The 21771-nt window shown below is 68.5% G+C and carries 22 protein-coding genes and 1 tRNA gene; 18 read left to right on the top strand and 5 right to left on the bottom strand.

Features of this window, described 5'->3' with window-relative positions:
- The 16 genes from ABZ717_RS22425 to der all read left to right on the top strand — a co-directional run.
- Positions 1-1288 (top strand): helicase-related protein (locus ABZ717_RS22425; protein WP_358513641.1); only part of this gene is annotated, 1288 nt, incomplete at its 5' end.
- A gap of 152 nt (positions 1289-1440) precedes the next feature.
- Entirely contained in the window at positions 1441-1881 is a 441-nt protein-coding gene (locus tag ABZ717_RS22430) for a DUF3060 domain-containing protein (RefSeq protein WP_358513704.1), read from the top strand.
- 300 nt (positions 1882-2181) lie between these two features.
- A complete protein-coding gene (locus ABZ717_RS22435; protein ID WP_358513643.1) occupies positions 2182-3177 on the top strand; it encodes a GNAT family N-acetyltransferase in 996 nt (331 codons plus the stop codon).
- 102 nt (positions 3178-3279) lie between these two features.
- Complete coding sequence (locus tag ABZ717_RS22440) at positions 3280-4203, top strand: hydroxymethylglutaryl-CoA lyase (protein ID WP_358513645.1); 924 nt, start codon at positions 3280-3282, stop codon at positions 4201-4203.
- A 271-nt stretch (positions 4204-4474) separates the two neighbouring features.
- Positions 4475-6115, top strand: a complete 1641-nt coding sequence (locus tag ABZ717_RS22445; protein ID WP_358513647.1) for a CTP synthase — start codon at positions 4475-4477, stop codon at positions 6113-6115.
- A 35-nt stretch (positions 6116-6150) separates the two neighbouring features.
- On the top strand, positions 6151-6810 hold the full coding sequence (locus tag ABZ717_RS22450; RefSeq protein ID WP_358513649.1) for an NUDIX hydrolase: 660 nt from the start codon (positions 6151-6153) through the stop codon (positions 6808-6810).
- A gap of 3 nt (positions 6811-6813) precedes the next feature.
- Positions 6814-7794 (top strand): site-specific tyrosine recombinase XerD, encoded by a 981-nt coding sequence (locus tag ABZ717_RS22455; protein WP_358513651.1) that lies wholly within the window; start codon positions 6814-6816, stop codon positions 7792-7794.
- Positions 7795-8098: 304 nt separating this feature from the next.
- Positions 8099-9058 carry a ParA family protein gene (locus ABZ717_RS22460; RefSeq protein WP_067603062.1) on the top strand — a complete coding sequence of 320 codons (960 nt, stop codon included), beginning with the start codon at positions 8099-8101 and terminating at the stop codon, positions 9056-9058.
- Positions 9055-9489: a hypothetical protein gene (locus tag ABZ717_RS22465; protein ID WP_358513653.1), complete on the top strand. Its 435-nt coding sequence runs from the start codon at positions 9055-9057 to the stop codon at positions 9487-9489. The genes ABZ717_RS22460 and ABZ717_RS22465 overlap by 4 nt, the downstream gene beginning before the upstream one ends.
- Before the next feature lie 115 nt (positions 9490-9604).
- A complete protein-coding gene (locus ABZ717_RS22470) occupies positions 9605-10411 on the top strand; it encodes a ScpA family protein (protein ID WP_358513655.1) in 807 nt (268 codons plus the stop codon).
- A gap of 2 nt (positions 10412-10413) precedes the next feature.
- Positions 10414-10998 (top strand): SMC-Scp complex subunit ScpB, encoded by a 585-nt coding sequence (gene scpB / locus ABZ717_RS22475; RefSeq protein ID WP_358513657.1) that lies wholly within the window; start codon positions 10414-10416, stop codon positions 10996-10998.
- Positions 10985-12745 (top strand): pseudouridine synthase, encoded by a 1761-nt coding sequence (locus ABZ717_RS22480; protein WP_358513659.1) that lies wholly within the window; start codon positions 10985-10987, stop codon positions 12743-12745. The genes scpB and ABZ717_RS22480 overlap by 14 nt, the downstream gene beginning before the upstream one ends.
- A 100-nt stretch (positions 12746-12845) precedes the next feature.
- Positions 12846-13208, top strand: coding sequence for a chorismate mutase (aroH, locus tag ABZ717_RS22485; protein WP_067603118.1), 363 nt, complete (start codon positions 12846-12848; stop codon positions 13206-13208).
- A 56-nt stretch (positions 13209-13264) separates the two neighbouring features.
- The gene (locus ABZ717_RS22490) at positions 13265-14374 is read left to right on the top strand and encodes a prephenate dehydrogenase (protein WP_358513661.1); all 1110 of its coding nucleotides are present in this window, start codon (positions 13265-13267) and stop codon (positions 14372-14374) included.
- An 86-nt stretch (positions 14375-14460) separates the two neighbouring features.
- Positions 14461-15150 (top strand): (d)CMP kinase, encoded by a 690-nt coding sequence (cmk, locus tag ABZ717_RS22495; protein WP_358513663.1) that lies wholly within the window; start codon positions 14461-14463, stop codon positions 15148-15150.
- A gap of 109 nt (positions 15151-15259) precedes the next feature.
- Positions 15260-16693, top strand: a complete 1434-nt coding sequence (der, locus tag ABZ717_RS22500; protein ID WP_358513665.1) for a ribosome biogenesis GTPase Der — start codon at positions 15260-15262, stop codon at positions 16691-16693.
- Positions 16694-16763: 70 nt separating this feature from the next.
- On the opposite strand, the gene ABZ717_RS22505 is transcribed toward der, so the two are convergent.
- Positions 16764-18194 (bottom strand): MFS transporter, encoded by a 1431-nt coding sequence (locus ABZ717_RS22505; protein ID WP_358513667.1) that lies wholly within the window; start codon positions 18192-18194, stop codon positions 16764-16766.
- 99 nt (positions 18195-18293) lie between these two features.
- On the opposite strand from ABZ717_RS22505, the gene ABZ717_RS22510 reads away from it, so the two are divergent.
- Complete coding sequence (locus ABZ717_RS22510) at positions 18294-18782, top strand: DUF523 domain-containing protein (RefSeq protein ID WP_358513669.1); 489 nt, start codon at positions 18294-18296, stop codon at positions 18780-18782.
- Between the two features lie 4 nt (positions 18783-18786).
- Here the strand turns inward: ABZ717_RS22510 and ABZ717_RS22515 are convergent, their stop codons facing one another.
- On the bottom strand, positions 18787-19335 hold the full coding sequence (locus ABZ717_RS22515) for a dihydrofolate reductase family protein (RefSeq protein ID WP_358513671.1): 549 nt from the start codon (positions 19333-19335) through the stop codon (positions 18787-18789).
- The gene (locus tag ABZ717_RS22520; protein WP_358513673.1) at positions 19332-20258 is read right to left on the bottom strand and encodes a helix-turn-helix domain-containing protein; all 927 of its coding nucleotides are present in this window, start codon (positions 20256-20258) and stop codon (positions 19332-19334) included. The genes ABZ717_RS22515 and ABZ717_RS22520 overlap by 4 nt, the downstream gene beginning before the upstream one ends.
- Before the next feature lie 144 nt (positions 20259-20402).
- Here ABZ717_RS22520 and ABZ717_RS22525 point away from each other — a divergent pair.
- Positions 20403-20476, top strand: a tRNA-Pro gene (locus ABZ717_RS22525).
- Between the two features lie 100 nt (positions 20477-20576).
- Here ABZ717_RS22525 and ABZ717_RS22530 read toward each other — a convergent pair.
- Both ABZ717_RS22530 and ABZ717_RS22535 read right to left on the bottom strand, forming a co-directional pair.
- Complete coding sequence (locus tag ABZ717_RS22530; protein ID WP_358513706.1) at positions 20577-20867, bottom strand: tyrosine-type recombinase/integrase; 291 nt, start codon at positions 20865-20867, stop codon at positions 20577-20579.
- Between the two features lie 40 nt (positions 20868-20907).
- Complete coding sequence (locus ABZ717_RS22535; RefSeq protein WP_358513708.1) at positions 20908-21144, bottom strand: LuxR C-terminal-related transcriptional regulator; 237 nt, start codon at positions 21142-21144, stop codon at positions 20908-20910.
- Positions 21145-21771 lie beyond the last annotated feature (627 nt).

Consider the following 21771-nt stretch of genomic DNA (forward strand, 5'->3'; position numbering starts at 1 on the left):
CACGATCGAGGCGGAGCTGGGGGAACGGCTCACCGAACTGGAGGGGCAGGGCAAGCTGCTGGAGGCGCAGCGGCTGCGGATGCGCACCACCCACGACCTGGAGATGATGCGTCAGCTGGGCACCTGCTCGGGGATCGAGAACTACTCGCGGCACTTCGACGACCGTGCTCCGGGCAGCGCCCCCAACACGTTGCTGGACTACTTCCCCGAGGACTTCCTGCTGGTCCTGGACGAGTCGCACGTGACGGTTCCGCAGATCGGCGCGATGTACGAGGGGGACGCGGCGCGCAAGCGCACCCTGGTGGACCACGGGTTCCGGTTGCCCTCGGCGATGGACAACCGGCCGCTGAAGTGGGAGGAGTTCACCGAGCGGATCGACCAGTCGGTGTACCTGTCGGCGACGCCGGGCAAGTACGAGCTCCGCCAGGGCGGCGGCGAGGTGGTCGAGCAGGTGATCCGCCCGACCGGTCTGGTGGACCCCGAGGTGTTGGTCAAGGAGACCGAGGGTCAGATCGACGACCTGGTGCACGAGATCCGGGAGAGGGCCGAGCGCTCCGAGCGGGTGTTGGTGACCACCTTGACCAAGAAGATGGCCGAGGACCTCACCGACTACTTCGCGGAGATGGGTATTCGGGTCCGGTACCTGCACAGCGAGGTGGATACGCTGCGGCGCGTGGAGCTGCTGCGCGAGCTGCGGGTGGGCGAGTTCGACGTGCTGGTCGGCATCAACCTGCTGCGTGAGGGCCTGGACCTGCCCGAGGTGTCGCTGGTGGCGATCCTGGACGCGGACAAGGAGGGTTTCCTGCGTTCGGAGACCTCGCTGATCCAGACCATCGGTCGTGCGGCCCGTAACGTGGCCGGTCAGGTGCACATGTACGCCGACCACGTGACCGACTCCATGCGCGCCGCCATCGAGGAGACCAATCGGCGTCGGGACAAGCAGTTGGCCTACAACGCCGAGCACGGCATCGACCCGACCCCGTTGCGCAAGCAGATCGCCGACATCCTCGACACCCTCAACCGCGAGGACGTGGACACCGAGGAGCTCATGGCGACCGGCTATCGGCAGGGGGGCAAGTCCGTGAAGGCCCCGGTGCCGGCGTTGGGCGAGAAGGCGGACGTGGCCAACATGCCGCGGGCCGAGCTGGCCGGTCTCATCGAGCAGCTCGGTGAGCAGATGCACCAGGCCGCCACGGATCTTCACTTCGAGTTGGCGGCGAGGTTGCGCGACGAGATCGGTGAGTTGAAGCGTGAGCTTCGTGGCATGGACGCCGCCGGGGTGAAGTGACAACCTCGGGTGCCCCGATGATCCCGATCGGTATGTATCTAATCGGAAACGATCACAGAACGCTTAGGTCGCGTAGTTACCTTCGCGTGACATAGTCTTGGGTTTTATCCAAGAGGTATGTCGTGATTGCCGTTTTCTGGTGGGAGAGTTCCATGCTCGGTCGGGTGCTCAAAGGTATGGGGGGCGCGGTCCTGCTCGGCTCCTTGCTGGCCGGGTGCGACATGGGCCGGGCGGCCCCCGAGGAGAGCGCCCCCTCACCCGAGGCCGGGCAGGGGCAGGAGACCACGAGCGAGCCCGCGGGCAACGTCATCGACGACGAGGTGATCCTCGTGGTCGACGACGGGACCGACGTGCGCGAGGACTGCGAGGAACGGGAGGTCGTGGTCTCCGCGGACCGCGCCACCGTCGTCCTCGCCGGCGACTGCGGGGTGGTGCGCGCCACCGGTCGGGGGTCGGTCGTCGATGTCGGCAGCGCCGAGAAGATCGTCCTGGTGGGCGTGGACAACGAGATCACCTTCGCCGAGGGTGATCCCGAGGTGATCAACCAGGGGCGCAACACCACCGTCAACGCGGCGGGCGACGACGAGGGCTGACCTTCGGCGGGATCGCCCGTCACGCGGGCGACTTCGTGTCTATCGATACACCGACCCGCCACCCGAGAGTGATCCGAGATCCGTTACCGTAGAGCCCGTCCTTCCGCGCGGTACGGGAGATGATGCCGGACCACCGCCCGATTCTCCGATTCCGTGTGCCGGTACCGCGATGAGGCGGTACGGTCGTTCTGGTCCCTCAGACACCGTTATGTCCGTGCCGTGGTGTGAGGGCGACCGCGGCTCGGTCCGCGCCAGAACCGAGGGTGTTCACTTGGGAAGAACCCGCTATGGGAGGGGTGGATGAGCGGTTATGTCGCACGGGTGCGACATGATGAGTCGCCCGGGGGCGACGTCGGACTCGACCCGTTGGTGCGTTCGGCCGCCCAACGCTGGGCGGAGGCCGACCCCCTGCTACCCGAACCCGTGGGTTTCGCCCCCGATTCCTATCCGCTCCTGACCGTCAGCGACGAGGACGGCCTCCCCGTCGCCGCGGGCAGCATGCACTACACCTGGTACCAACCCGGCGAGGTCGGCCGGATCTGGGGCGTGCCCGACCAGCACTGGCTCACCCCCATCGTCGGTGGCCCCGAACCGGCCCGTGCCCTGGACTCACTGCTCACCAGCTGGCGCGACCAACTGGAGGACCTGCCCTCCGGCACCGGTTCGGAGTCGGCGGCCCTGGTCAGCTGGCCCGCCCGTGACGTCACCGGGATCATCCCGCTGCAACGCCACGGACTACAGCCCTACACCGTGCTCGCGGCGCGCCAACGCCGACGCGGGGTGCCGCCGTCGCTGCCCCCACGCGACGTGGCCATCCGGCTCGCCGACATCAGTGACCTGACCCAGGTGGTCGGCCTGCTGATGGAGGAGCACCGCTACGAACAGCACTTCGGCGGGGTCTTCCTGCAGCCCGACACCGCCGAGCAGACCCGCAAGGTGGCCGCCCGGGCGCTGAACCGATCCCGTTCGTGGATCTGGTTGGCCGAGCGCCGCGGCCGTGCCGTGGGCCTGTTGTGGGTCTCGCCGCCCGAACGCTCCCGATGGGCCAAGTCCCTGGTGCGGGCCCGCCCGATCGCCCACATCGGCTACGGGGTGGTGACCGCCGCCGAGCGCGGCCACGGGATCGGCACCTCCCTGGTCAGCCAGGCCCACCAGGCGCTGGACAGCCACGGAGTGGGTGTGTCGGTGCTCAACTACGCCGCGATGAACCCGCTGTCGGGGCCGTTCTGGCACCGCATGGGCTACCGGCCGGTGTGGACCACGTGGGAGGTCCGCCCCGCCCTCGCCCTGCGCTGACCAGAGGCGAGGGTCGCACTCCGACCCCCGGTGATGGGGGTCACCCTCGCCCTCCCCTAGCCTGGGAGCGCGAGACGCGACGGAGCGTGAGAGGTGGACCTGATGACCACGAACGACCGTGGGCCCGAGGGCGGCGAGCACGTGGAGATCGTCGAGGTGGGACCGCGTGACGGCCTGCAGAACGAGTCCACCGTGCTGTCGGTCGAGGATCGGATCGAATTGATCGACCGGGCGGTCGCCGCCGGGGTGCGGCGGATCGAGGCCGTCAGTTTCGTCAACCCCAAGCGGGTACCGCAGATGGCCGGGGCCGAGGAGATCATGGCCGGGGTCCGGCGGGATCCGGGGGCCTCCTTCATCGGACTGGCGCTCAACCGCCGCGGCCTGGACCGGGCCCTGGCCGCCGGGGTGTCGGAGGTCAACGTCGCGGTGCCGGCCACCGACGGGTTCAGCGTCCGCAACCAGGGGAGCACGGTCGAGGAGATGCTCGACGCCTTGGTCGACATGGACAAGGCCCTCCAGGGCACCGGGGTGCCGTTGAGCGTCACCGTCTCCACCGCCTTCGGCTGTCCCTTCGACGGCGAGGTCGCCCCCGAACGGGTCGCCCGGGTGGTGCGCCGGATCGCCGAGACGAGCGCGGTGGAGATCGCGTTGGCCGACACCATCGGCGTGGGTGTGCCCTCCCAGGTCCGTGAACTGCTGCGGCTGACCGCCGAGGCCGCGCCCGGGCGGACCCTGCGCTGTCACTTCCACAACACCCGTAACACCGGCTACGCCAACGCGCTGGCCGCCGTGGAGGAGGGCGTGCGGGTACTCGACTCCAGCCTCGGCGGGTTCGGCGGGTGCCCCTTCGCCCCCGCCGCCACCGGGAACATCGGCACCGAGGACCTGCTCTACCTGCTGCACCGCAGCGGCCTGCGCACCGGTGTGAGTTTGTCGGAGGCCGCGGCCCTGGGCGACTGGATGGGGGAGCGGCTCGCCAAGTCCCCGCCCGCCTACCTGGGTCGCGCCGGGAACTTCCCCGCCTGAGCGGTGTTGCCTTCGCCACCACACCAACGGTGATGACACGCGAAAACGCCGACGTGGTGGTCATTGTGAGTGGGCTTTCGGGTGGTGGCGGGGAACAGAACGAGGGTGGGAACAGTTGGCCCGGTGTGGGCGAACGGGGGGCCTGTTATCCTGGTGCCCCGTGGAGTCCGACGTGCTGAAACGGCATGGCCGCCGCTCGGACCCGGACCGCCGCACGGTCGCTCGGCTCTTGCGAGCCCGCCGTAGCCACTCACACCACGGGAGCAACACTTTGGCATCCGCCGCGAGTACCAAGCACCTTTTCGTTACTGGCGGCGTCGCCTCCAGTCTTGGCAAGGGCCTCACCGCCTCCAGCCTGGGTCGACTCCTGAAGTCGCGAGGTCTGCGGGTCACCATGCAGAAGCTGGACCCCTACCTCAACGTCGACCCCGGCACGATGAACCCCTTCCAGCACGGCGAGGTCTTCGTCACCGACGACGGTGCCGAGACCGACCTGGACGTGGGCCACTACGAGCGTTTCCTGGACGTGGAGCTGTCCGCGTCCGCCAACGTCACCACCGGTCAGATCTACTCCAGCGTCATCGCCAAGGAGCGACAGGGCGCCTACCTCGGTGACACCGTGCAGGTCATCCCGCACATCACCAACGAGATCAAGTCGCGCATCTACGCGATGGACCACCCCGACGTCGACATCGTCATCACCGAGATCGGCGGCACGGTCGGCGACATCGAGTCGCAGCCCTTCCTGGAGTCGGTCCGCCAGATCCGCCACGAGATCGGCCGGGAGAACTGCTTCTTCCTGCACGTGTCCCTCATCCCGTTCCTCGGCCCCGCCGGCGAGATGAAGACCAAGCCGACCCAGCACTCGGTCGCGGCCCTGCGCAGCATCGGAATCCAGCCCGACGCCATCGTGTGCCGCTCGGACCGGCCCATCACCCAGAGCCTCAAGTCCAAGATCAGCCTCATGTGCGACGTGGACGAGGCCGGCGTGGTCTCCACCCCCGACGCGCCCTCCATCTACGACATCCCCAAGGTGCTGCACCGCGAGGGCCTGGACGCCTACGTCGTCCGCCGCCTGGGCATGCCCTTCCGGGACGTGGACTGGACCGAGTGGGACGAGCTGCTGCGTCGCGTGCACCAGCCCGACCACGAGGTCACCATCGCCATGGTCGGCAAGTACATCGACCTGCCCGACGCCTACCTGTCGGTCAGCGAGGCGCTGCGCGCCGGTGGTTTCGCCACGGACACCCGGGTGAACCTTCGCTGGGTCGCCAGCGACAACTGCGCCAGCCCCTCGGGTGCGGCCGCCGAGCTCGACGGCGCCGACGGCATCCTCATCCCCGGTGGGTTCGGCGTTCGCGGCATCGAGGGCAAGCTCGGCGCCATCCGCTACGCCCGTGAGAACGGGATCCCGCTGCTGGGCATCTGCCTGGGTCTGCAGGGCATGGTCATCGAGTACGCCCGCAACGTGCTCGGCCTGGAGGGCGCCAACAGCCTGGAGTTCGACGACAAGGCCGTCGACCCGGTCATCGCCACCATGGCGGACCAGGAGGACGTGGTCGCCGGCGACCGCGACATGGGCGGCACGATGCGGCTCGGCCTGTACCCGGCCGACCTGGGTGAGGGCACCCTGGTCCGTGACCTGTACGACGGTCGGGCGCAGGTCTCCGAGCGTCACCGCCACCGGTTCGAGGTCAACAACGCCTACCGCGAGAAGCTGGAGGAGGCGGGCCTGGTGTTCTCCGGACTCTCCCCTGATGGCAAGCTGGTGGAGTACGTGGAGCTGCCCCGGGACGTCCACCCGTTCTTCATCGCGACGCAGGCGCACCCGGAGCTGCGGTCCCGCCCGACCAACGCCAACCCGCTCTTCAGCGGGCTGATCTCCGCCGCGCTGGAGCACAAGGAGTCCTAGGCGACGGTCGGCGGGGCCCGAGTGAGAGGGGCCGAATGACCGACCGGGTCGCAGAAGAGACGACGGGGGCGTACGCGAGGGTCGCGGACGCCCCCGAGTCGTGGCCGGTGGAACGCTCCGAGGAGCGGTTCCGCGGGGCCAAGTGCGCGATGCGCACGGACTGGGTGGAGATGCCCGGCGCCAACGGCGAGGGACGTACCGTGGCGGCCCGTGACTACATGGACCACCCGGGCGCGGCGGCGATCCTGGCCCTGGACGAGCGTGGTCGGGTGCTGTTGCAGCGCCAGTACCGGCACGCCGTCGGACACACCCTGTGGGAGCTGCCCGCCGGTGTGCTGGACGTCGAGGGGGAGGGCCCGTTGGCCACCGCCCGCCGGGAGTTGGTGGAGGAGGCGGGGCTGCGCGCCGCCACCTGGCACAAGCTGCCCGACTTCTTCCCCAGCACCGGGTTCTCCAACGAACGCATCCACCTCTTCCTCGCCCGGGACCTGTCCGAGGTGCCCGAGGAGGAGATCGACTTCGTACGCGAACACGAGGAGACCGATCTGGCCGCCGAATGGTTGCCGCTGGAGGAGGCGGTGCGCGCCGTGCTCCGCGGCCGACTGCACAACGGCGCGACGGTCATCGGGATCCTGGCGGCGCACGCCGCGGCGGCCGACGGATTCGCGTCGCTGCCCGTGGCCGGCGACCACTGAGCCGTGGAGGGGGAACCGGAGCGTGGGCCGCTGGAACGGGCCCGCGCCGCCTTCCTGGACCATCTGAGCGCCGAGCGGGCGCTGTCCGTCAACACCCTGTCCGCGTACCGGCGTGACCTGGGCCGGTACGTGGAGTACCTGAACGCCCTCGGTGTGACGGAACCGGGCGGGGTGACCACGGGACGGGTGGGCTCCTTCCTCACGGCACTGCGCGAGGGCGACGAGGATCACGCCCCTCTGGGGCCGGCCTCGGTCGGTCGCACGTTGGCCGCGGTGCGCGGGCTGCACCGGTTCGCGGTGCGCGAGGGGTGGGCGACCACCGACCCGGCCGCGGAGGTGGCACCGCCCGCCTCGCCCATGCGTCTGCCCAAGGCGATCCCCTTGGACGCGGTCGAGCGGTTGTTGGCCGCGGCCGGCCCCGAGGACGCCCCCGCCTCCGACGCGCGAGCCGACCTGTTGGCCCTGCGCGATCGGGCCCTGTTGGAGTTGCTCTACGGCACCGGTGCGCGGATCTCGGAGGCGGTGGGGCTCGACGTGGACGACGTGGCCGAGGCGGTGAGGGAGAGCTCACAGGTCGGTCTGGTGCGGTTCCGCGGCAAGGGCGGACGCGAACGTCTGGTGCCGCTCGGCTCGCACGCCCGCCGTGCCCTGGGCGGGTACCTGACCAGGGCACGGCCGACACTGGCCGCTTCCGGCCGCGGTGGGCCGGCGCTGTTCGTCAACGCGCGCGGGGGCCGGTTGACCCGGCAGGGCGGGTGGGCGTTGTTGTCGGCGGTGGCCGAGAGGGCCGGGGTCGAGGGGATCTCCCCGCATACCCTGCGCCATTCCTTCGCCACGCACCTGCTCGACGGGGGTGCCGACATCCGGGTGGTGCAGGAGTTGCTGGGGCACAGTTCGGTCACCACCACCCAGGTGTACACGCTCGTGACCGTGGAACGGTTGCGGGAGGTGTACGCCACCAGTCACCCCAGGGCACGAAGGTGATCGCCGGCGGCGATGGGGGGTCCTGGCAGGTGGGGCCGGAAGGCTTGTCGTTCGGGGCCGGAACAGGGTGTCTGGTGTGTACCCTTCTCCTACGAGAAGGAAGGATACGTGCGGCCAGACCCCCTCGGTACGCACGGCGACGAATACTCATCTGATCATGTTGAAGTGCGCCGTGTCGCCGTTCTAGAGTCGCCGCACGAAGGTACGTTGCTGTCGACATATTGAGTTTCCGACGGCGGCCAGTCGTGGGAGACGTCAAGAGTCCCATCGGGCCGTGGCCGGTCCGTAGGGGAGGTCAAGGGTTGTGAACTGGTCGGAGTACGACGAGGCGGCGAACACCGCACCCGTCGGCGGGGGGGACCTCGCCGACCCGGTGAACAACCCGTGGGGGACGACACGCAACACGGGGGCGGATCTGCACACCAAGAGACCGGTGCGCACATATCCAGAGCCAGAGCCGTTGGACGAACACGGCCCGGCACGGATTGTAGCACTGTGTAATCAGAAGGGTGGGGTCGGTAAGACCACCACCACCATCAACCTCGGTGCCGCCATCGCCGAGTACGGCAGGCGGGTGCTGCTGGTCGACTTCGACCCGCAGGGCGCCCTGTCGGTGGGGTTGGGCCGCCTGGACCCGCGTGAGCTGGACCTGACCGTCTACAACCTGCTCATGCAGCGGGATGTGTCGGTAGAGGACGTCCTGCTCAAGACGGACATCGACGGCCTGGACCTCATTCCGAGCAACATCGACCTCTCGGCCGCCGAGGTGCAGCTGGTCGGCGAGGTGGCCCGCGAGCAGATGTTGGGGCGCGCGCTGCGTCCGGTCATCAACGACTACGACGTCATCCTGATCGACTGTCAGCCGTCGCTGGGCCTGCTCACCGTCAACGCGCTGACCGCCGCCGACGGTGTCATCGTGCCGTTGGAGTGCGAGTTCTTCGCGCTGCGCGGTGTGGCGCTGCTGATGGACACCATCCAGAAGGTCCAGGAACGACTCAACGAGGAACTGGTCATCGACGGTTTCCTCGGGACCATGTACGACCCGCGCACCCTGCACGCACGCGAGGTGCTGTCCACGATCGTGGACGGGTTCGGCGACAAGGTCTACGGCACGGTGATCAACCGCACCGTGCGCTTCCCGGACGCCACCGTGGCGGGCGAACCCATCACCAGGTTCGACTCGTCCTCGGCCGGGGCCAACGCCTACCGGGCTCTGGCCAAGGAGGTGCTGGCGAGGTGGCCTCTCAGCGGTCACGGCGCGTGACGCTACCCGGGGCGGACGAGTTGTTCTTCCGCCCCTCCGGTCCCGAACCGGAAGAGCCGGAGACCGACCACCGACACCAGGTACCGGAACAGACACGACAGGACTCGGCCGAGGGCTCGTCGAAGCGGACCACGCACAAGGCCAACGGATCCGATGACGCCGGCAGGTCCAAGAGGACCGGGCGCGGCTCCAAGAGCGCCCGCCGGGCGCCCAAACCCAGCGGACGCCAGCGTCACGACGAGAAGATCACCGTCTACGTCTCCGGAGCCGAACTGCTGGCCCTGGAACAGACCAGGCTGTCACTGCGGGCCGAACACGGACTGTCGGCCGACCGCGGCCGCCTCGTCCGTGAGGCGGTGGCGGTGCTGCTCGCCGACTTCGAGGAGCACGGATCGAGCAGCATGTTGGTCCGTCGGCTGAGCGAGGACTGACACGAGGGTCCCGGGGCGATCGCTGGGGGAGCGGTCGACCCGGGCCCGTTCTCGTCACCGGAGGGTCCCGGGTGGTGCCACCCTTGTTCCATGTGCGAAAGGACGTGGACCCGCCATGGTGACTGAGGACGTCGACGAGGTCGACGAGAACACCTTCCAGGTCCACCTGGACAACTTCGAGGGGCCCTTCGACCTGCTCCTCGGGCTTATCTCGAAACACAAGCTCGACATCACCGAGGTGGCGCTGTCCCAGGTCACCGACGAGTTCATCGCGCACATCCGTGCCCACGGGGACGAATGGGACCTGGACCAGGCCAGCAACTTCCTGCTGGTCGCGGCCACCCTGCTGGACCTGAAGGCGGCCCGGCTGCTGCCGCGCGGCGACGTGGAGGACGAGGCCGACCTGGCGCTGCTGGAGGCCCGCGACCTGCTGTTCGCCCGGCTGCTGCAGTACCGCGCCTACAAGGAGGTCGCCTCCTACATGCGCGAGCGGCTGGCCTCCCAGGGACGCCGTTACGCCCGCGCGGTGCCGTTGGAGGAACGGTTCGCCGGCATGCGACCGGACGTGCTGTTCAAACTCGGTCCCGAGGAGTTCGCCGCCCTTGCCGGGTTGGTCTTCACCCCCAAGGAACCGCCGAGCGTCCCCGTCACCCACATCCACCAGACCAAGACCTCGGTCAAGGAACAGGGCGAGTTGATGGTCGCGGAACTGCGCGAGCACGGACGACTCACGTTCGCGGAGCTGACGGTCGCCTGCACCGGTACGTTCGAGATCGTCGCGCGTTTCCTGGCGTTGCTGGAGCTGTACCGGGCCTCCAACGTGGGCTTCGACCAGCCCGAACCCTTGGGCGAGCTTCTTGTCACCTGGACCGGTGGCGAAGGCGAGGTCGAGGTGGCCGGCGACTATGACGAGGGGGAGTGACCATGACCATGGAACACGCGGTCGATCGGGCGGAAGCGCCGCCCACGCTGCGCCGTGACCTGGAAGCCGTCCTGATGGTCATCGACCAGCCCGTGTCCGAGTTCGACCTGTCGCGAGCCCTGGACGTCCCCCTCGACGTGGTCACCCGCACCCTGGAGGACCTGTCCCGGGAATACACCGAGCAGGGCCGTGGTTTCGACCTACGGGCGGTGGCCGAGGGGTGGCGTGTGTACACGCGACCCGAGTGCGCCGACATCGTCGAGCACTTCCTCAGGGAAGGGCAGGAAGTGCGGCTGACCCAGGCCGCACTAGAGACGATGGCGGTGGTCGCCTACCGCCAACCGGTCTCCCGTGGCAGGGTCTCCGCTGTACGCGGGGTCAACTGCGACGGAGTCATGCGTACCCTCGTACTGAGGGGGCTGATCGAAGAGGCCGGTCACGACCCCGAGTCCGGTGCGATGCTGTATCGGACCACTTCCTATTTCCTGGAACGGTTGGGCCTGCGCGGCCTCGACGAGCTGCCTGATCTGGCGCCGTTCCTCCCCGACGACATCGAAGGTCTTGACGACACCGGTGAGCACAACTGACAACGAACGTCCCCGCGGTGAGCGGCGCGACGGATACGCCCCGCGCGGTGAGCGCGGCGACAATGACGACCGCGGTGGCCGAGGCCACCGCCCCCAGCGACAAGACGACCGCCGAGGTGGCGGACGTTTCCAGCGCGATGACCGGCGTGATGATCGTCGTGGTGGCGGGCGCTTCGAGCGCGATGACCGTCCGCGGCGTGACGACCGTGACCGTGACCGCGGTGGTTTCCGCGGTCGCGACGACCGACGTGACGATCGACGGGATGACCGTCGCGACAATCGACGTGACGACCGTGGTGGTCGTTCCTTCGAGCGTCGTGACGACCGCCAGGGTGGCGGGCGTTTCCAGCGGGACGACCGTGACCGTGGCGGGTCCCGTGGCCGTGACGATCGTCGGGATGATCGTGGTGGTCGTTCCTTCGAGCGTCGCGATGATCGACGTGGTGGCGGTGGCCGTTACGACCGTGACGACCGTCGTCCCCAGGGGCGCGACGACCGTCCGCGCCGTGAGGACCGTGACCGTGATCGCGGTGGGTTCCGTGGCCGTGACGAGGGACGCGACGACCGTCGCGACAATCGACGTGACGATCGTCGGGATGACCGTGGTGGTCGTTCCTTCGAGCGTCGCGATGATCGACGTGGTGGCGGTGGCCGTTACGACCGTGACGATCGTCGTCCCCAGGGGCGCGATGACCGTCCGCGCCGTGAGGACCGTGACCGTGATCGCGGTGGGTTCCGTGGCCGTGACGAGGGTCGCGACAACCGACGTGAGGACCGTCGGGACGGCCGTGGTGGTCGTTCCTTCGAGCGTCGTGACGACCGACGCGGTGGCGGCGGCCGTGACAACCGACGCGACGAGCGTCCGCGCCGCGACAACCGCGGCCCGGCCCCGGTCGCCGGTGGCAAGAGCGAGAACGAGCTGTCCAAGGCGGCACGCGAGCGCCTCAACGCGCTGCGCGCCGACTACGACCCGCGCGACGACGACCATCACGGCGACGACCGTGACGGCTACACCGACGTGCCCGGTGGCATCCGCCTGCAGAAGGCACTCGCCGCGGCCGGTGTCGCCAGCCGTCGCGCCAGCGAGGAGATGATCGCCGCCGGTCGCGTCAGCGTCGACGGGGAGATCGTCCGCAGGTTCGGCGCGCGCGTGGACCCGGAGGTCTCCGAGATCCGCGTCGACGGCATGCGTGTGGTCACCGCTCCGGACAAGCTCTACTTCGCGCTGAACAAGCCCCGCGGCGTGGTCAGCACCATGTGGGACCCGCAGGGGCGCCCGACCCTGGCCGACTACGCCGGTCAGACCTCCGAGCGCATCTTCCACGTCGGTCGCCTGGACACCGAGACCGAGGGTCTGATCCTGCTGACCAACGACGGTGAGCTCGCCAACCGGCTCACGCACCCGCGCTACAAGGTCATCAAGACCTATGTGGCCAAGGTGTCCGGCCCGGTGCCGCACCGGGTGGTGCGCGAGTTGGAGAAGGGCGTGGAGTTGGAGGACGGGCCCGTGAAGGTCCACTCCTTCCGCGTGGTCGACAACGACGACCAGCAGGCCATGGTGGAGATCCGGCTGCACGAGGGACGCAAGCACATCGTGCGTCGTCTCATGGAGGCCGTGGGCCACCCGGTCGCGGACCTGGCCCGCACCCAGGTCGGTCCGATCGACCTGAACAACCTCAAGCTGGGCACGATGCGCTCGCTCAGCCAGCGTGAGGTCGGCGAACTGTACAAGCAGGCGGCGCTGTAACCGAGCGCTGTCGATACAGTTGACGGCGGCCACCCCGAACCGGGGTGGCCGCCGTCGCGTTTTTCGGGCGGCGCGGAAACGAGGACGAGGCGGGAAGAACGTGGCGGTACGGGCCATCCGTGGAGCGGTACAGGTCGACGCGGACGAACGTGAGCAGGTGCTGGAGGCCACGGCCGAGTTGGTCTCGGAGGTGATGCGGCGCAACGGGCTCACCACCGACGACGTGATCAGCGTGGTGTTCACCGCCACCCCCGATCTGACCAGTGAGTTCCCGGCGTTGGCGGCGCGCAAGGTCGGGTTCTCCGACGTTCCGCTCATGTGCGCCACGGAGATCTCCGTGCCGCACGCCCTGCCCCGGGTGGTGCGGCTCATGGCGCACGTGGAGACCGACCGTCCCCGCTCGGAGGTCCAGCACGTGTACCTGCGCGGCGCCCAGGCGTTGCGTCTGGACATCGCCCAGTAGGTACGAGGCCCTACCCTGGGGGTTCGGGGAAGAAGTCGAGGTCGGGGGACAGGCGAGTGAGCAGCGGCACGGCCGGGGATCGGCGAATCGACCTGCGTCGGGTGACGGTGATCGGCACCGGTCTGATCGGCACGTCGATCGCGTTGGCCCTGCGCGGGCGTGGTGTCGACGTCACGTTGTCCGACCCCGACGCGGCGTCGCTCCGGTTGGCCCGTGACCTGGGCGCAGGACGACCCCTGGACGAGGCGACCGAGACCGCCCCGGCGGATCTGGCGGTGATCGCCGCACCTCCGGCCGTCATTCCGTCGGTGCTGCGCGAGGCCCAGAACCGCGGCCTGGCCCAGGTGTACACCGACGTGGCCAGCGTGAAGGCGAGCGTGCTGCGCGAGGCCGAACGCGCGGGCTGTGACATGGCCACGTTCGTGCCCGGGCATCCCATGGGAGGTCGGGAGAAGCAGGGCCCAGGCGCGGCCCGCGCCGACCTGTTCCTGGGCCGATCCTGGGCGCTGTGCCCCACCGGGAAGGCCGACCCGGGGTCGGTGGCGGCCGTGACCGAACTGGCCCGGCTCTGCGGCGCGGACCCGCTGGTGCTGGACGGTGACGCGCACGACCGGGCGGTGGCACTGGTCTCGCACGTTCCGCACGTGGCCTCCTCCTCGGTGGCCGCGCGGTTGCTGGACGGGGACGCGACCGCGTTGGCGCTCGCCGGTCAGGGGGTGCGAGACGTCACCCGTATCGCCGGCGGCGACCCGCGCATGTGGGAGGAGATCCTCACCCACAACGCCGCCCCGGTGGCGCGGGTGCTGAGCGAGGTGGCCGCGGACCTGGCCGCCGCCGCGGAGGCGTTGGCGGACCATACGGCGGAACCGGTCCGGGACCTGCTGGAGCGCGGCCGTGCCGGGCACGGCCGCATCCCCGGCAAGCACGGTTCGGTCCGTCGTCCGGAGTACACCGTGATCCCCGTGGTGATCCCCGACGAACCCGGCTCGTTGGGCCGCCTGTTCGCGGCCGCCGCCACCGCCGGGGTCAACATCGAGGACGTGCGCATCGAGCACAGTCCGGGACTACCGCTGGGCGTGGCCGAGTTGTACGTGCTGCCGGAAGCGGTGGACGTCCTCGCCGAGGCGCTTTCGGCCGACGGATGGTCGGTCCACCCGGGGGTGTGAGACCGCTCCGTTCCATGGTCCGAGGGCGGGTCGCGCGAAGGTAGTCTTGGGCGTCGGCGAAGAGTGGACCGAGGGAGTCAGCAGTAGTGAGCGCGCAGCACACCGGAATCGTCATCGCCATCGACGGTCCCTCCGGGTCGGGCAAGTCGAGCACGGCCAGGGGCGTGGCCCGGGTGCGTGAGCTGCGCTACCTCGACACCGGGGCCATGTACCGGGCCCTGACCTGGTGGATGTTGCACCACGGGGTGGACGTGAACGACGCCGCCGCGGTGGCCGCCAACGTCGAGCGTCCCATGATCTCCATGGGCACCGACCCGGACGCGCCCACCGTTACGGTCGACGGCCGTGACGTGGCCACCGACATCCGTGGCAAGGACGTCACCACCAACGTCAGCGCGGTCTCGGCGGTGCCCGAGGCGCGTGCGCTGCTGGTGCGCACCCAGCGCGAGATCATCGAGGCCGCCAGGGCGGAGTCCGCCGGCATCGTGGTCGAGGGCCGGGACATCACCACGGTGGTGGCCCCCGACGCTCCGGTGAAGCTGTTCATCACCGCCAGCGCCGAGGCCCGCGCGCAGCGGCGCAGCAAGGAGGTCCGGACCGGCGACGTCGCCGCCACCCAGGCCGACCTGGCCCGCCGCGACAAGCTCGACTCCAGTCGCGCCCACTCGCCGCTGACCCAGACCGCCGACGCCACCGAGCTCGACACCACCGGCCTGACGCTGGAGGAGGTCGTGGCCCTGGTGGTCGAACTGGCCGACGAGGCCAAGGTCGGATAGCACCACCGGCGAACGCCGGCATCACCACGGGGGTCTCCCCGTGGAATCTCAGCATCCTCGCGGCACGCATCCTGGGCGCGCGAGGACCTCGAACCGGGAGTAGTGGGTAATGAGCGAGTTCGACGTGTCCGATGTGGGATACGAGACCGAGGAAACCGAGTCGGCCCTGCCCGTGGTGGCGGTGGTCGGTCGCCCCAACGTCGGTAAGTCCAGCCTGGTGAACCGGATCATCGGCCGCCGTGAGGCCGTGGTCGAGGACGTTCCAGGTGTGACCCGTGACCGGGTCGCCTACGACGCCGAGTGGCAGAACCACCGGTTCACCCTGGTGGACACCGGTGGTTGGGAGACCAGCGTCAGCGGGCTGGCCGCGATGGTCGCCCGTCAGGCCGAGTACGCGGCGCAGACCGCCGACGTGATCCTGTTCGTGGTGGACGCCACGGTCGGCATCACCGACGCCGACGAGGCCGTCACCCGCGTGCTGCGGGCCACCAAGAGTCCCGTGGTCCTGGCCGCGAACAAGGTCGACGGTGGTCAGCAGGAGTCCGACGCCCTCAACCTGTGGAACCTGGGGGTGGGGGAGCCCTTCCCGATCAGTGCACTGCACGGTCGCGGAACCGGTGACATGCTCGACGCCGTGGTGGAGGCCTTCCCCGAGGCCCCCCGGGGCGAGGACGAGGGCGATGGCGAGGGCGGTCCGTCCCGGGTGGCCCTGGTGGGTCGGCCCAACGTCGGCAAGTCCAGCCTGCTCAACCGGCTGGCCGGTGAGGACCGCGTGGTCGTGGACTCCGTGGCGGGTACCACCCGTGACGCGGTCGACGAGCTCATCGAGTTGGGCGGCCAGACCTGGAAGTTCATCGACACCGCCGGTATCCGTCGCAAGTTCCGCGCGCTGCAGGGCGCGGACTACTACGCGACGATGCGCACCGGTAGCGCCCTGGAGCGGGCCGAGGTGGCGGTGGTGCTGATCGACGTCAGCGAGCCGCTGGCCGAGCAGGACATCCGCGTGGTCGAGCAGGTCGTCGAGGCCGGCCGTGGTCTGGTCCTGGCCTTCAACAAGTGGGACATCCTGGACGAGGAGCGCCGGACCTACCTGGAGAAGGAGATCGACCGGCAGTTGGCGCGGGTGTCGTGGGCGCCCCGGGTGAACATCTCCGCCGCCACCGGCCGCCACATGGAGCGGTTGGTTCCCGCGATCGAGACCAGCCTGACGGGCTGGAACCAGCGCATCTCCACCGGTCAGCTCAACAACTGGCTCAAGGACCTGGTGGCGGCCACCCCGCCGCCGGCGCGCGGTGGCAGGCAGCCCAAGATCCTGTTCGGGACCCAGGCCGGATCGCGTCCGCCGCACTTCATCCTGTTCACGACCGGGTTCCTGGAGGACAACTACCGCCGGTTCATCGAGCGGCGTCTGCGCGAGGACTTCGGTTTCCAGGGCACCCCGGTGCACATCAGCATGCGCATCCGGGAGAAGAAGGGCGGGGCCCCGGGCCGCGCCTCCAAGGGCAGCGTGCGCCCCGACCGCAAGTCCGGCGGTCGCCGCTAGGGTTTCGCGTATGAGTGCGGAGGGCTCCCCGATCACGGGGAGCCCTCTTCGTGTGTCAGGGACGGGACGCCTAGGGCAGGCGGCGTACGTTGCCGGGGCGGGGCCTCGGCGCGGGTTCCACGTTCTGGCGCGGACGCGGCACCGGGATGGCCGGCGCGCCCGGCAACGGTCGCCCGGCGCTCTCCCGCATCCGCCACACCACCAGGACGCCCACCACCCCGGCGGCCATGAGCAACCACGCCGGGGCGTAGAGGTTGCCGGTGGCCTGGATCAGCGACTCCGAGAGCAGCGGGGTGGTGCCACCGAACAACGCCACCGAGACGTTGAAGCTGACGGCCAACGCGCCATAGCGGACCTTGGTGGGGAAGAACGCCGGCAGGGTGCCGGGCGCCGCACCGGAGAAGTGCACCAGGGTGATCGCCAGGACCACCACGCCCAGGGCGACCGCCCACAGCTCACCGCGCTGCATCAGCCAGAAGGCCGGCAAGGACAGCACGATCGAGAGCAGGCTGCCGGTGAACAACACCGGTCTGCGGCCCACCCGATCGCTGAGACGCCCGACCAGGGCGACCGTGGCGAGGATGAACACCATGCCGCCCAGGGTGATCGCCAGCGCCGCGGAGGCCCCGTAGTCGAGTTCGGTCTCCAGGTAGGTGGGCAGGTAGGCCGTCACCATGTAGTTGTTGACGTTGAAGACCAGGATCAGGCCCATGCACAGCAGCATGGCGCGCCACTGGTCGACGAAGGTCTCCCGGAGTTGGCCCTTGCGACGTTCACCGGTGGAGTCCTTGGCGAAGCCCTCCGAGGAGCCCTCGAAGATCGGGGTGTCCTCCAGTTTGAGACGCAGGTAGAGGCCGATGCCACCCAGCGGAAGCGCCAACAGGAATGGGATACGCCACCCCCACTCCACCATGGTTTCGCTGCCCAGGGCCATCGTCATCAGCGTGACGATGGAGGCGCCGGCCACGTAGCCGCTGATCGTGCCGAACTCCAGCCAGGAGGCCAGGAACCCGCGACGCTTGTCGGGCGAGTATTCGGCGATGAAGGTGGTCGCGCCACCGTACTCGCCGCCGGTGGAGAAGCCCTGTGACATGCGCGCGACCAGAAGCAGGATCGGGGCGGCGACGCCGATCGTCTCCGCCGAGGGGATGAGCCCGATCGCGAACGTGCTCACCGCCATGAGCAGCATGGTGAAGGCGAGTACCTGCTTACGGCCGATCCTGTCACCGAGTGGACCGAAGAACAGACCACCGAGGGGGCGGACGAGGAACGCCGCGGCGAAGGTGGTGAATGTCGCGATCAGTTGGACGCCACCCGACTGGGACGGGTAGAACACCAGCCCGATCGTGGTGGCCAGGTAGCTGTAGACACCGAAGTCGTACCATTCGGTCGCGTTGCCGATGGCCGCGGCGGTGACGGCCTTGCGGGTGGTGCGGTGGTCGGTCTCCAATACCCGGGTGTCCTTGGGGCCCGCACCGCTCTCGGGTGGTGTCTCGCTCACGTCTTCCCCTCCCAGTGATCACGTGAAGGATCCAGGTAAGCACTGTGGGTGACGAAAGCGTGGGATGTGGTCGTGTCGGCGTCCGGGTAGCGTGGCCGTATGCGCAAAGTGCTGGTGAGCGCCTGTCTGATGGGGCGCAAGGTCCGCTTCGACGGGCGGGCCAAACCGGTGGACGACGCCACCGTCGAAGGCTGGCGCGCCGAGGGGCGTCTGGTCGTGCACTGCCCCGAGATCGCCGGTGGTCTGCCCGTGCCCCGGCCACCGGCCGAGATCGAGCCGGGTGCCGACGCCGCCGACGTTCTCGCGGGTCGCGCCCGCATCCTCACCCCCGACGGCGTGGACGTGACCGATCACTTCGTCTCCGGCGCCCGCGCGGCGCTGGCCACCGCGCGGGCGCAGGGTGTGGTCGTGGCCCTGCTCAAGCAGTCCAGCCCCTCCTGCGGTTCCCACCGGGTGTTCGATGGCACCTTCTCCGGGCGCAAGGTCCCGGGGGAGGGGGTCACCGCGCACCTGCTGCGCGAACACGGGATTCCCGTCCTGGACGAGGATCAGGTGGCCCGGGCCGCGGAACTGCTGGCAGAGTCGTAGACGGTCAGTCCTTGACGACCTCGTAGTTCAGACAGGCGAACGCGCCCGCGAGCCGGACCGACAGCGGCCGCAGCCGCACCCGGCCGTCCAGCAGGGGAGCGCCGCCGCCCAGGCTGATCGGGGCGATCGACACCCGAACCTCGTCGAGGAGGCCCAGCCGGGCCAGTTCGGCGGCGACGCGTCCACCGCCGACCACCCAGATGTCCTTGCCGTCGGCGGTCTCGACCATGTCCTTGTGCAGGGCGCGCAATTCGTCGTCGGTGTCGGCGCTCAGGAACCGCAGGTCGCCCTCGATCCGGGGCAGGTCGCGGTGGGTCAGCACCCAGGTGGGTGTCTTGTAGGGCCAGGGCTTGTCCCCCTGCTCCTGGAGGATCCACTCGTAGGTGGTCGCCCCGGTGAGGATCGCGCCCGCGCCGTTGATGAACTCGGCGGTGGAGTCGATCGCCTCACCCTCTTGAGCACCCTCCACCGCGAACAGCCACTCCAGGGAGTTGTCCTGGTCGGCGATGAACCCGTCCAGGCTGGTGGCGGTCTCGTAGACGGTCCTGGTCATGTCGTTCCTCCGTAGTGGTCCTGTAGCCATTCGATGGGGTCGCCGTGGCCCACCTCCATGCCCGCCTCGCGCAGCATGTGCCGTACGAGTTGCCTGCGGTGCGCGGCGAAGGTGAGCATGTGCACCACCACGCTGCCCATGACGAAGCTCTCCGGTGGGTCGCACAGTGCGTCGATCAGCCGGTCGCCCCAGGCGCCCCGGCGTCCGATGTCACCGACGGTGGCGATCCACCGCGCCCCCGCCTCGCGGTGCCGTTCCCGCATCGAAGCCGGATCGTCCTCCCCGTGCTCGGGGAAGTCGCCCCCTTCGATGGAGGCCAGCCACACCTCCTTGGACCACACCAGACGGTCCAGGCTGTGCGCGATCGACTCCTCGGGACCGTCCCAGCTCAGGACGGTCCGCCCGGGGGAGCGCACCTTCCGGTACTCCTCCTCGGACAGTTCGGCGGCCAGGTCGATGAGCAGGGCCGTGTCGTCGACGTCGTGGTGCACCTGGAAGGCGGTGAGGTCCATGTCGGGTCGTCCCTTCGGGTTCTCCTCCACCCACAGATGGAACGGCGGATGGAAGTGGACCCCGTTGGGCGCGGCCAGCCACCGGCCGCTGCCGGCCGTGGTGGCGCTGGGCGGGTGGCCGAACGCGCGTGCGAACGCGCGGGTGAACCCCTCGACGGACTCGTATCCGGCGGCGAAGGCGGCGTCGGTGACACCGCTGCCCTGCCCGATCTGCCAGGCGGCCCGTTCCAACAGCACCCGACGGCGCAGCGCCACGGGTGGTTCGCCGGTGTCCCGGGCGAAGGTGCGGCTGAAGTGGAACGGTGAGGCGTGCGCCTGCCCGGCCATGTCGCTCAGGCGGGTGTTGTCCTCGGCCAGGACGGCGTCGAGCAGTTCACGCAGCCGGTCGCGTCCGGTGGTGGGGTCGGTCATGGGACCAGTATCTTCGTTCGACCCTTGGAGCCGCTTGACCGATCTTGCGCAGGCGGGGTGGAGGGAACCATGGCGCGAACGGCTCGGGGGATGCGATAGAGTCGTCTCCGTTGGCCACACCGGAGACGGTGTCGGTCCGACGGACGGGACGTAGCGCAGTTTGGTAGCGCACTTGACTGGGGGTCAAGGGGTCGTGGGTTCAAATCCCGCCGTCCCGACAGAGAAGTAGCAGTTCATAGAGGGGTCCACCATCTGGTGGGCCTCTTTCTGCGTCTCAGGTGGGGTAAAAGTGGGGTAGAACCGGGGTCGGTGGGGGTATCAGCCCACGTCGTTGAGGATGTCGTCCATCGCCCGAGCCGCTGACCGACGTACCGGCCGCAGCTGGTGGCGGTAGACGCGTTCGGTGGTGTCGGTGCCGTTGTGACCGACCAGTAGTGAGATCTCCTCGATGCTCACCTCGTGGTCCGACAGCAGCGACACGAACGTGTGGCGCAGCTCGCGCGGTCCAGTCCTTGTCGTTGAGTCCTGCCTTCTGATGATCCTTCTCAGGTCCCGTAGGACTTCGACACTTCCCCGCCTCCATTGAGTAACGGGAGGGAATTTCGGTATAAACTAAGGCATCTATCGTATCCGGTATGAAATGCGCCAGCTATATTAGTTTGTGGCGTGCCGCCCACACGACCGCTTCGATAGGAGTGTTCACTTTGAGGACGTCGCAGATGTTCCGAATCCTACGACGTAGCGCTCTGGCGGATAAATTCAGATTTCGCGCAGCCTGCTCCGTAGTGGCTCCGGTTGCGATTTCAGCAAGAAGCTCAATCTCCTCGTGGCTGAGCTGAAATGATGAAGGGGTAGGGGTGGTATCTACCTTTCCCCTCTCTGCCAGGTATGTAACAGCTTCGATTGGCGTGTCTGCTTGAAGTAGATCGCAAATTGCTCTGATTTTTCGCCTGAGTAACCTCGGGCTAAGGTTGAGATTCCGAGCTGCAATGTCAGTGGTTACGCCTCGTGCGATTTCTTGCATAACACTAAGATCTTCCTCGGTCAGGAGATCTTCAGGATTCGCCCTGGCGGCATTGGCGCTACCCCCTTTGAGTACAGGACTTCTTCCTATCGCAGACCACAGTTGGTGCGTGAAAGAACTCCGATCACTCGTCTTCATCAGGCCTCCTCAGCTTCTTGATAGTCTCATCATGTCGATGTGCGGTTTGTGATGCACTATGTGCTTGATGGGCCGATCGTTGCAATTGTTCAATTATGTACGGAGAGGCGATTCCGATTGCCAGGGCTCCAAACGGCCCTGAGATCTGATCTGTTAAGCCTGAGGCTACCGCTAGACCACTTCCAATAAATAACCTTATTAGCACGGAGGTGCACCAAGGGGCGAAGTCTGGCTCGACGGGGGAAAGCCAAGGCCAGCGCCTGTATTTTCTGATTCCTTGATTGAGTTGTAGCCCTTCTACGGCTCCTGAGCCGAAGAGACCCCACAAGGCGTAGGCAGCTATAGTCATAC

The organism is Nocardiopsis sp. NPDC006832 (genome assembly GCF_040635885.1).
GTDB lineage: Bacteria > Actinomycetota > Actinomycetes > Streptosporangiales > Streptosporangiaceae > Nocardiopsis.

Coding starts and splice junctions, on each gene's coding strand:
- ABZ717_RS22430 (WP_358513704.1), top strand. CDS start 1,441: ATGCTCGGTCGGGTGCTCAAAGGTATGGGGGGCGCGGTCCTGCTCGGC.
- ABZ717_RS22435 (WP_358513643.1), top strand. CDS start 2,182: ATGAGCGGTTATGTCGCACGGGTGCGACATGATGAGTCGCCCGGGGGC.
- ABZ717_RS22440 (WP_358513645.1), top strand. CDS start 3,280: ATGACCACGAACGACCGTGGGCCCGAGGGCGGCGAGCACGTGGAGATC.
- ABZ717_RS22450 (WP_358513649.1), top strand. CDS start 6,151: ATGACCGACCGGGTCGCAGAAGAGACGACGGGGGCGTACGCGAGGGTC.
- ABZ717_RS22470 (WP_358513655.1), top strand. CDS start 9,605: ATGGTGACTGAGGACGTCGACGAGGTCGACGAGAACACCTTCCAGGTC.
- scpB (WP_358513657.1), top strand. CDS start 10,414: ATGACCATGGAACACGCGGTCGATCGGGCGGAAGCGCCGCCCACGCTG.
- der (WP_358513665.1), top strand. CDS start 15,260: ATGAGCGAGTTCGACGTGTCCGATGTGGGATACGAGACCGAGGAAACC.
- ABZ717_RS22510 (WP_358513669.1), top strand. CDS start 18,294: ATGCGCAAAGTGCTGGTGAGCGCCTGTCTGATGGGGCGCAAGGTCCGC.
- ABZ717_RS22515 (WP_358513671.1), bottom strand. CDS start 19,335: ATGACCAGGACCGTCTACGAGACCGCCACCAGCCTGGACGGGTTCATC.
- ABZ717_RS22520 (WP_358513673.1), bottom strand. CDS start 20,258: ATGACCGACCCCACCACCGGACGCGACCGGCTGCGTGAACTGCTCGAC.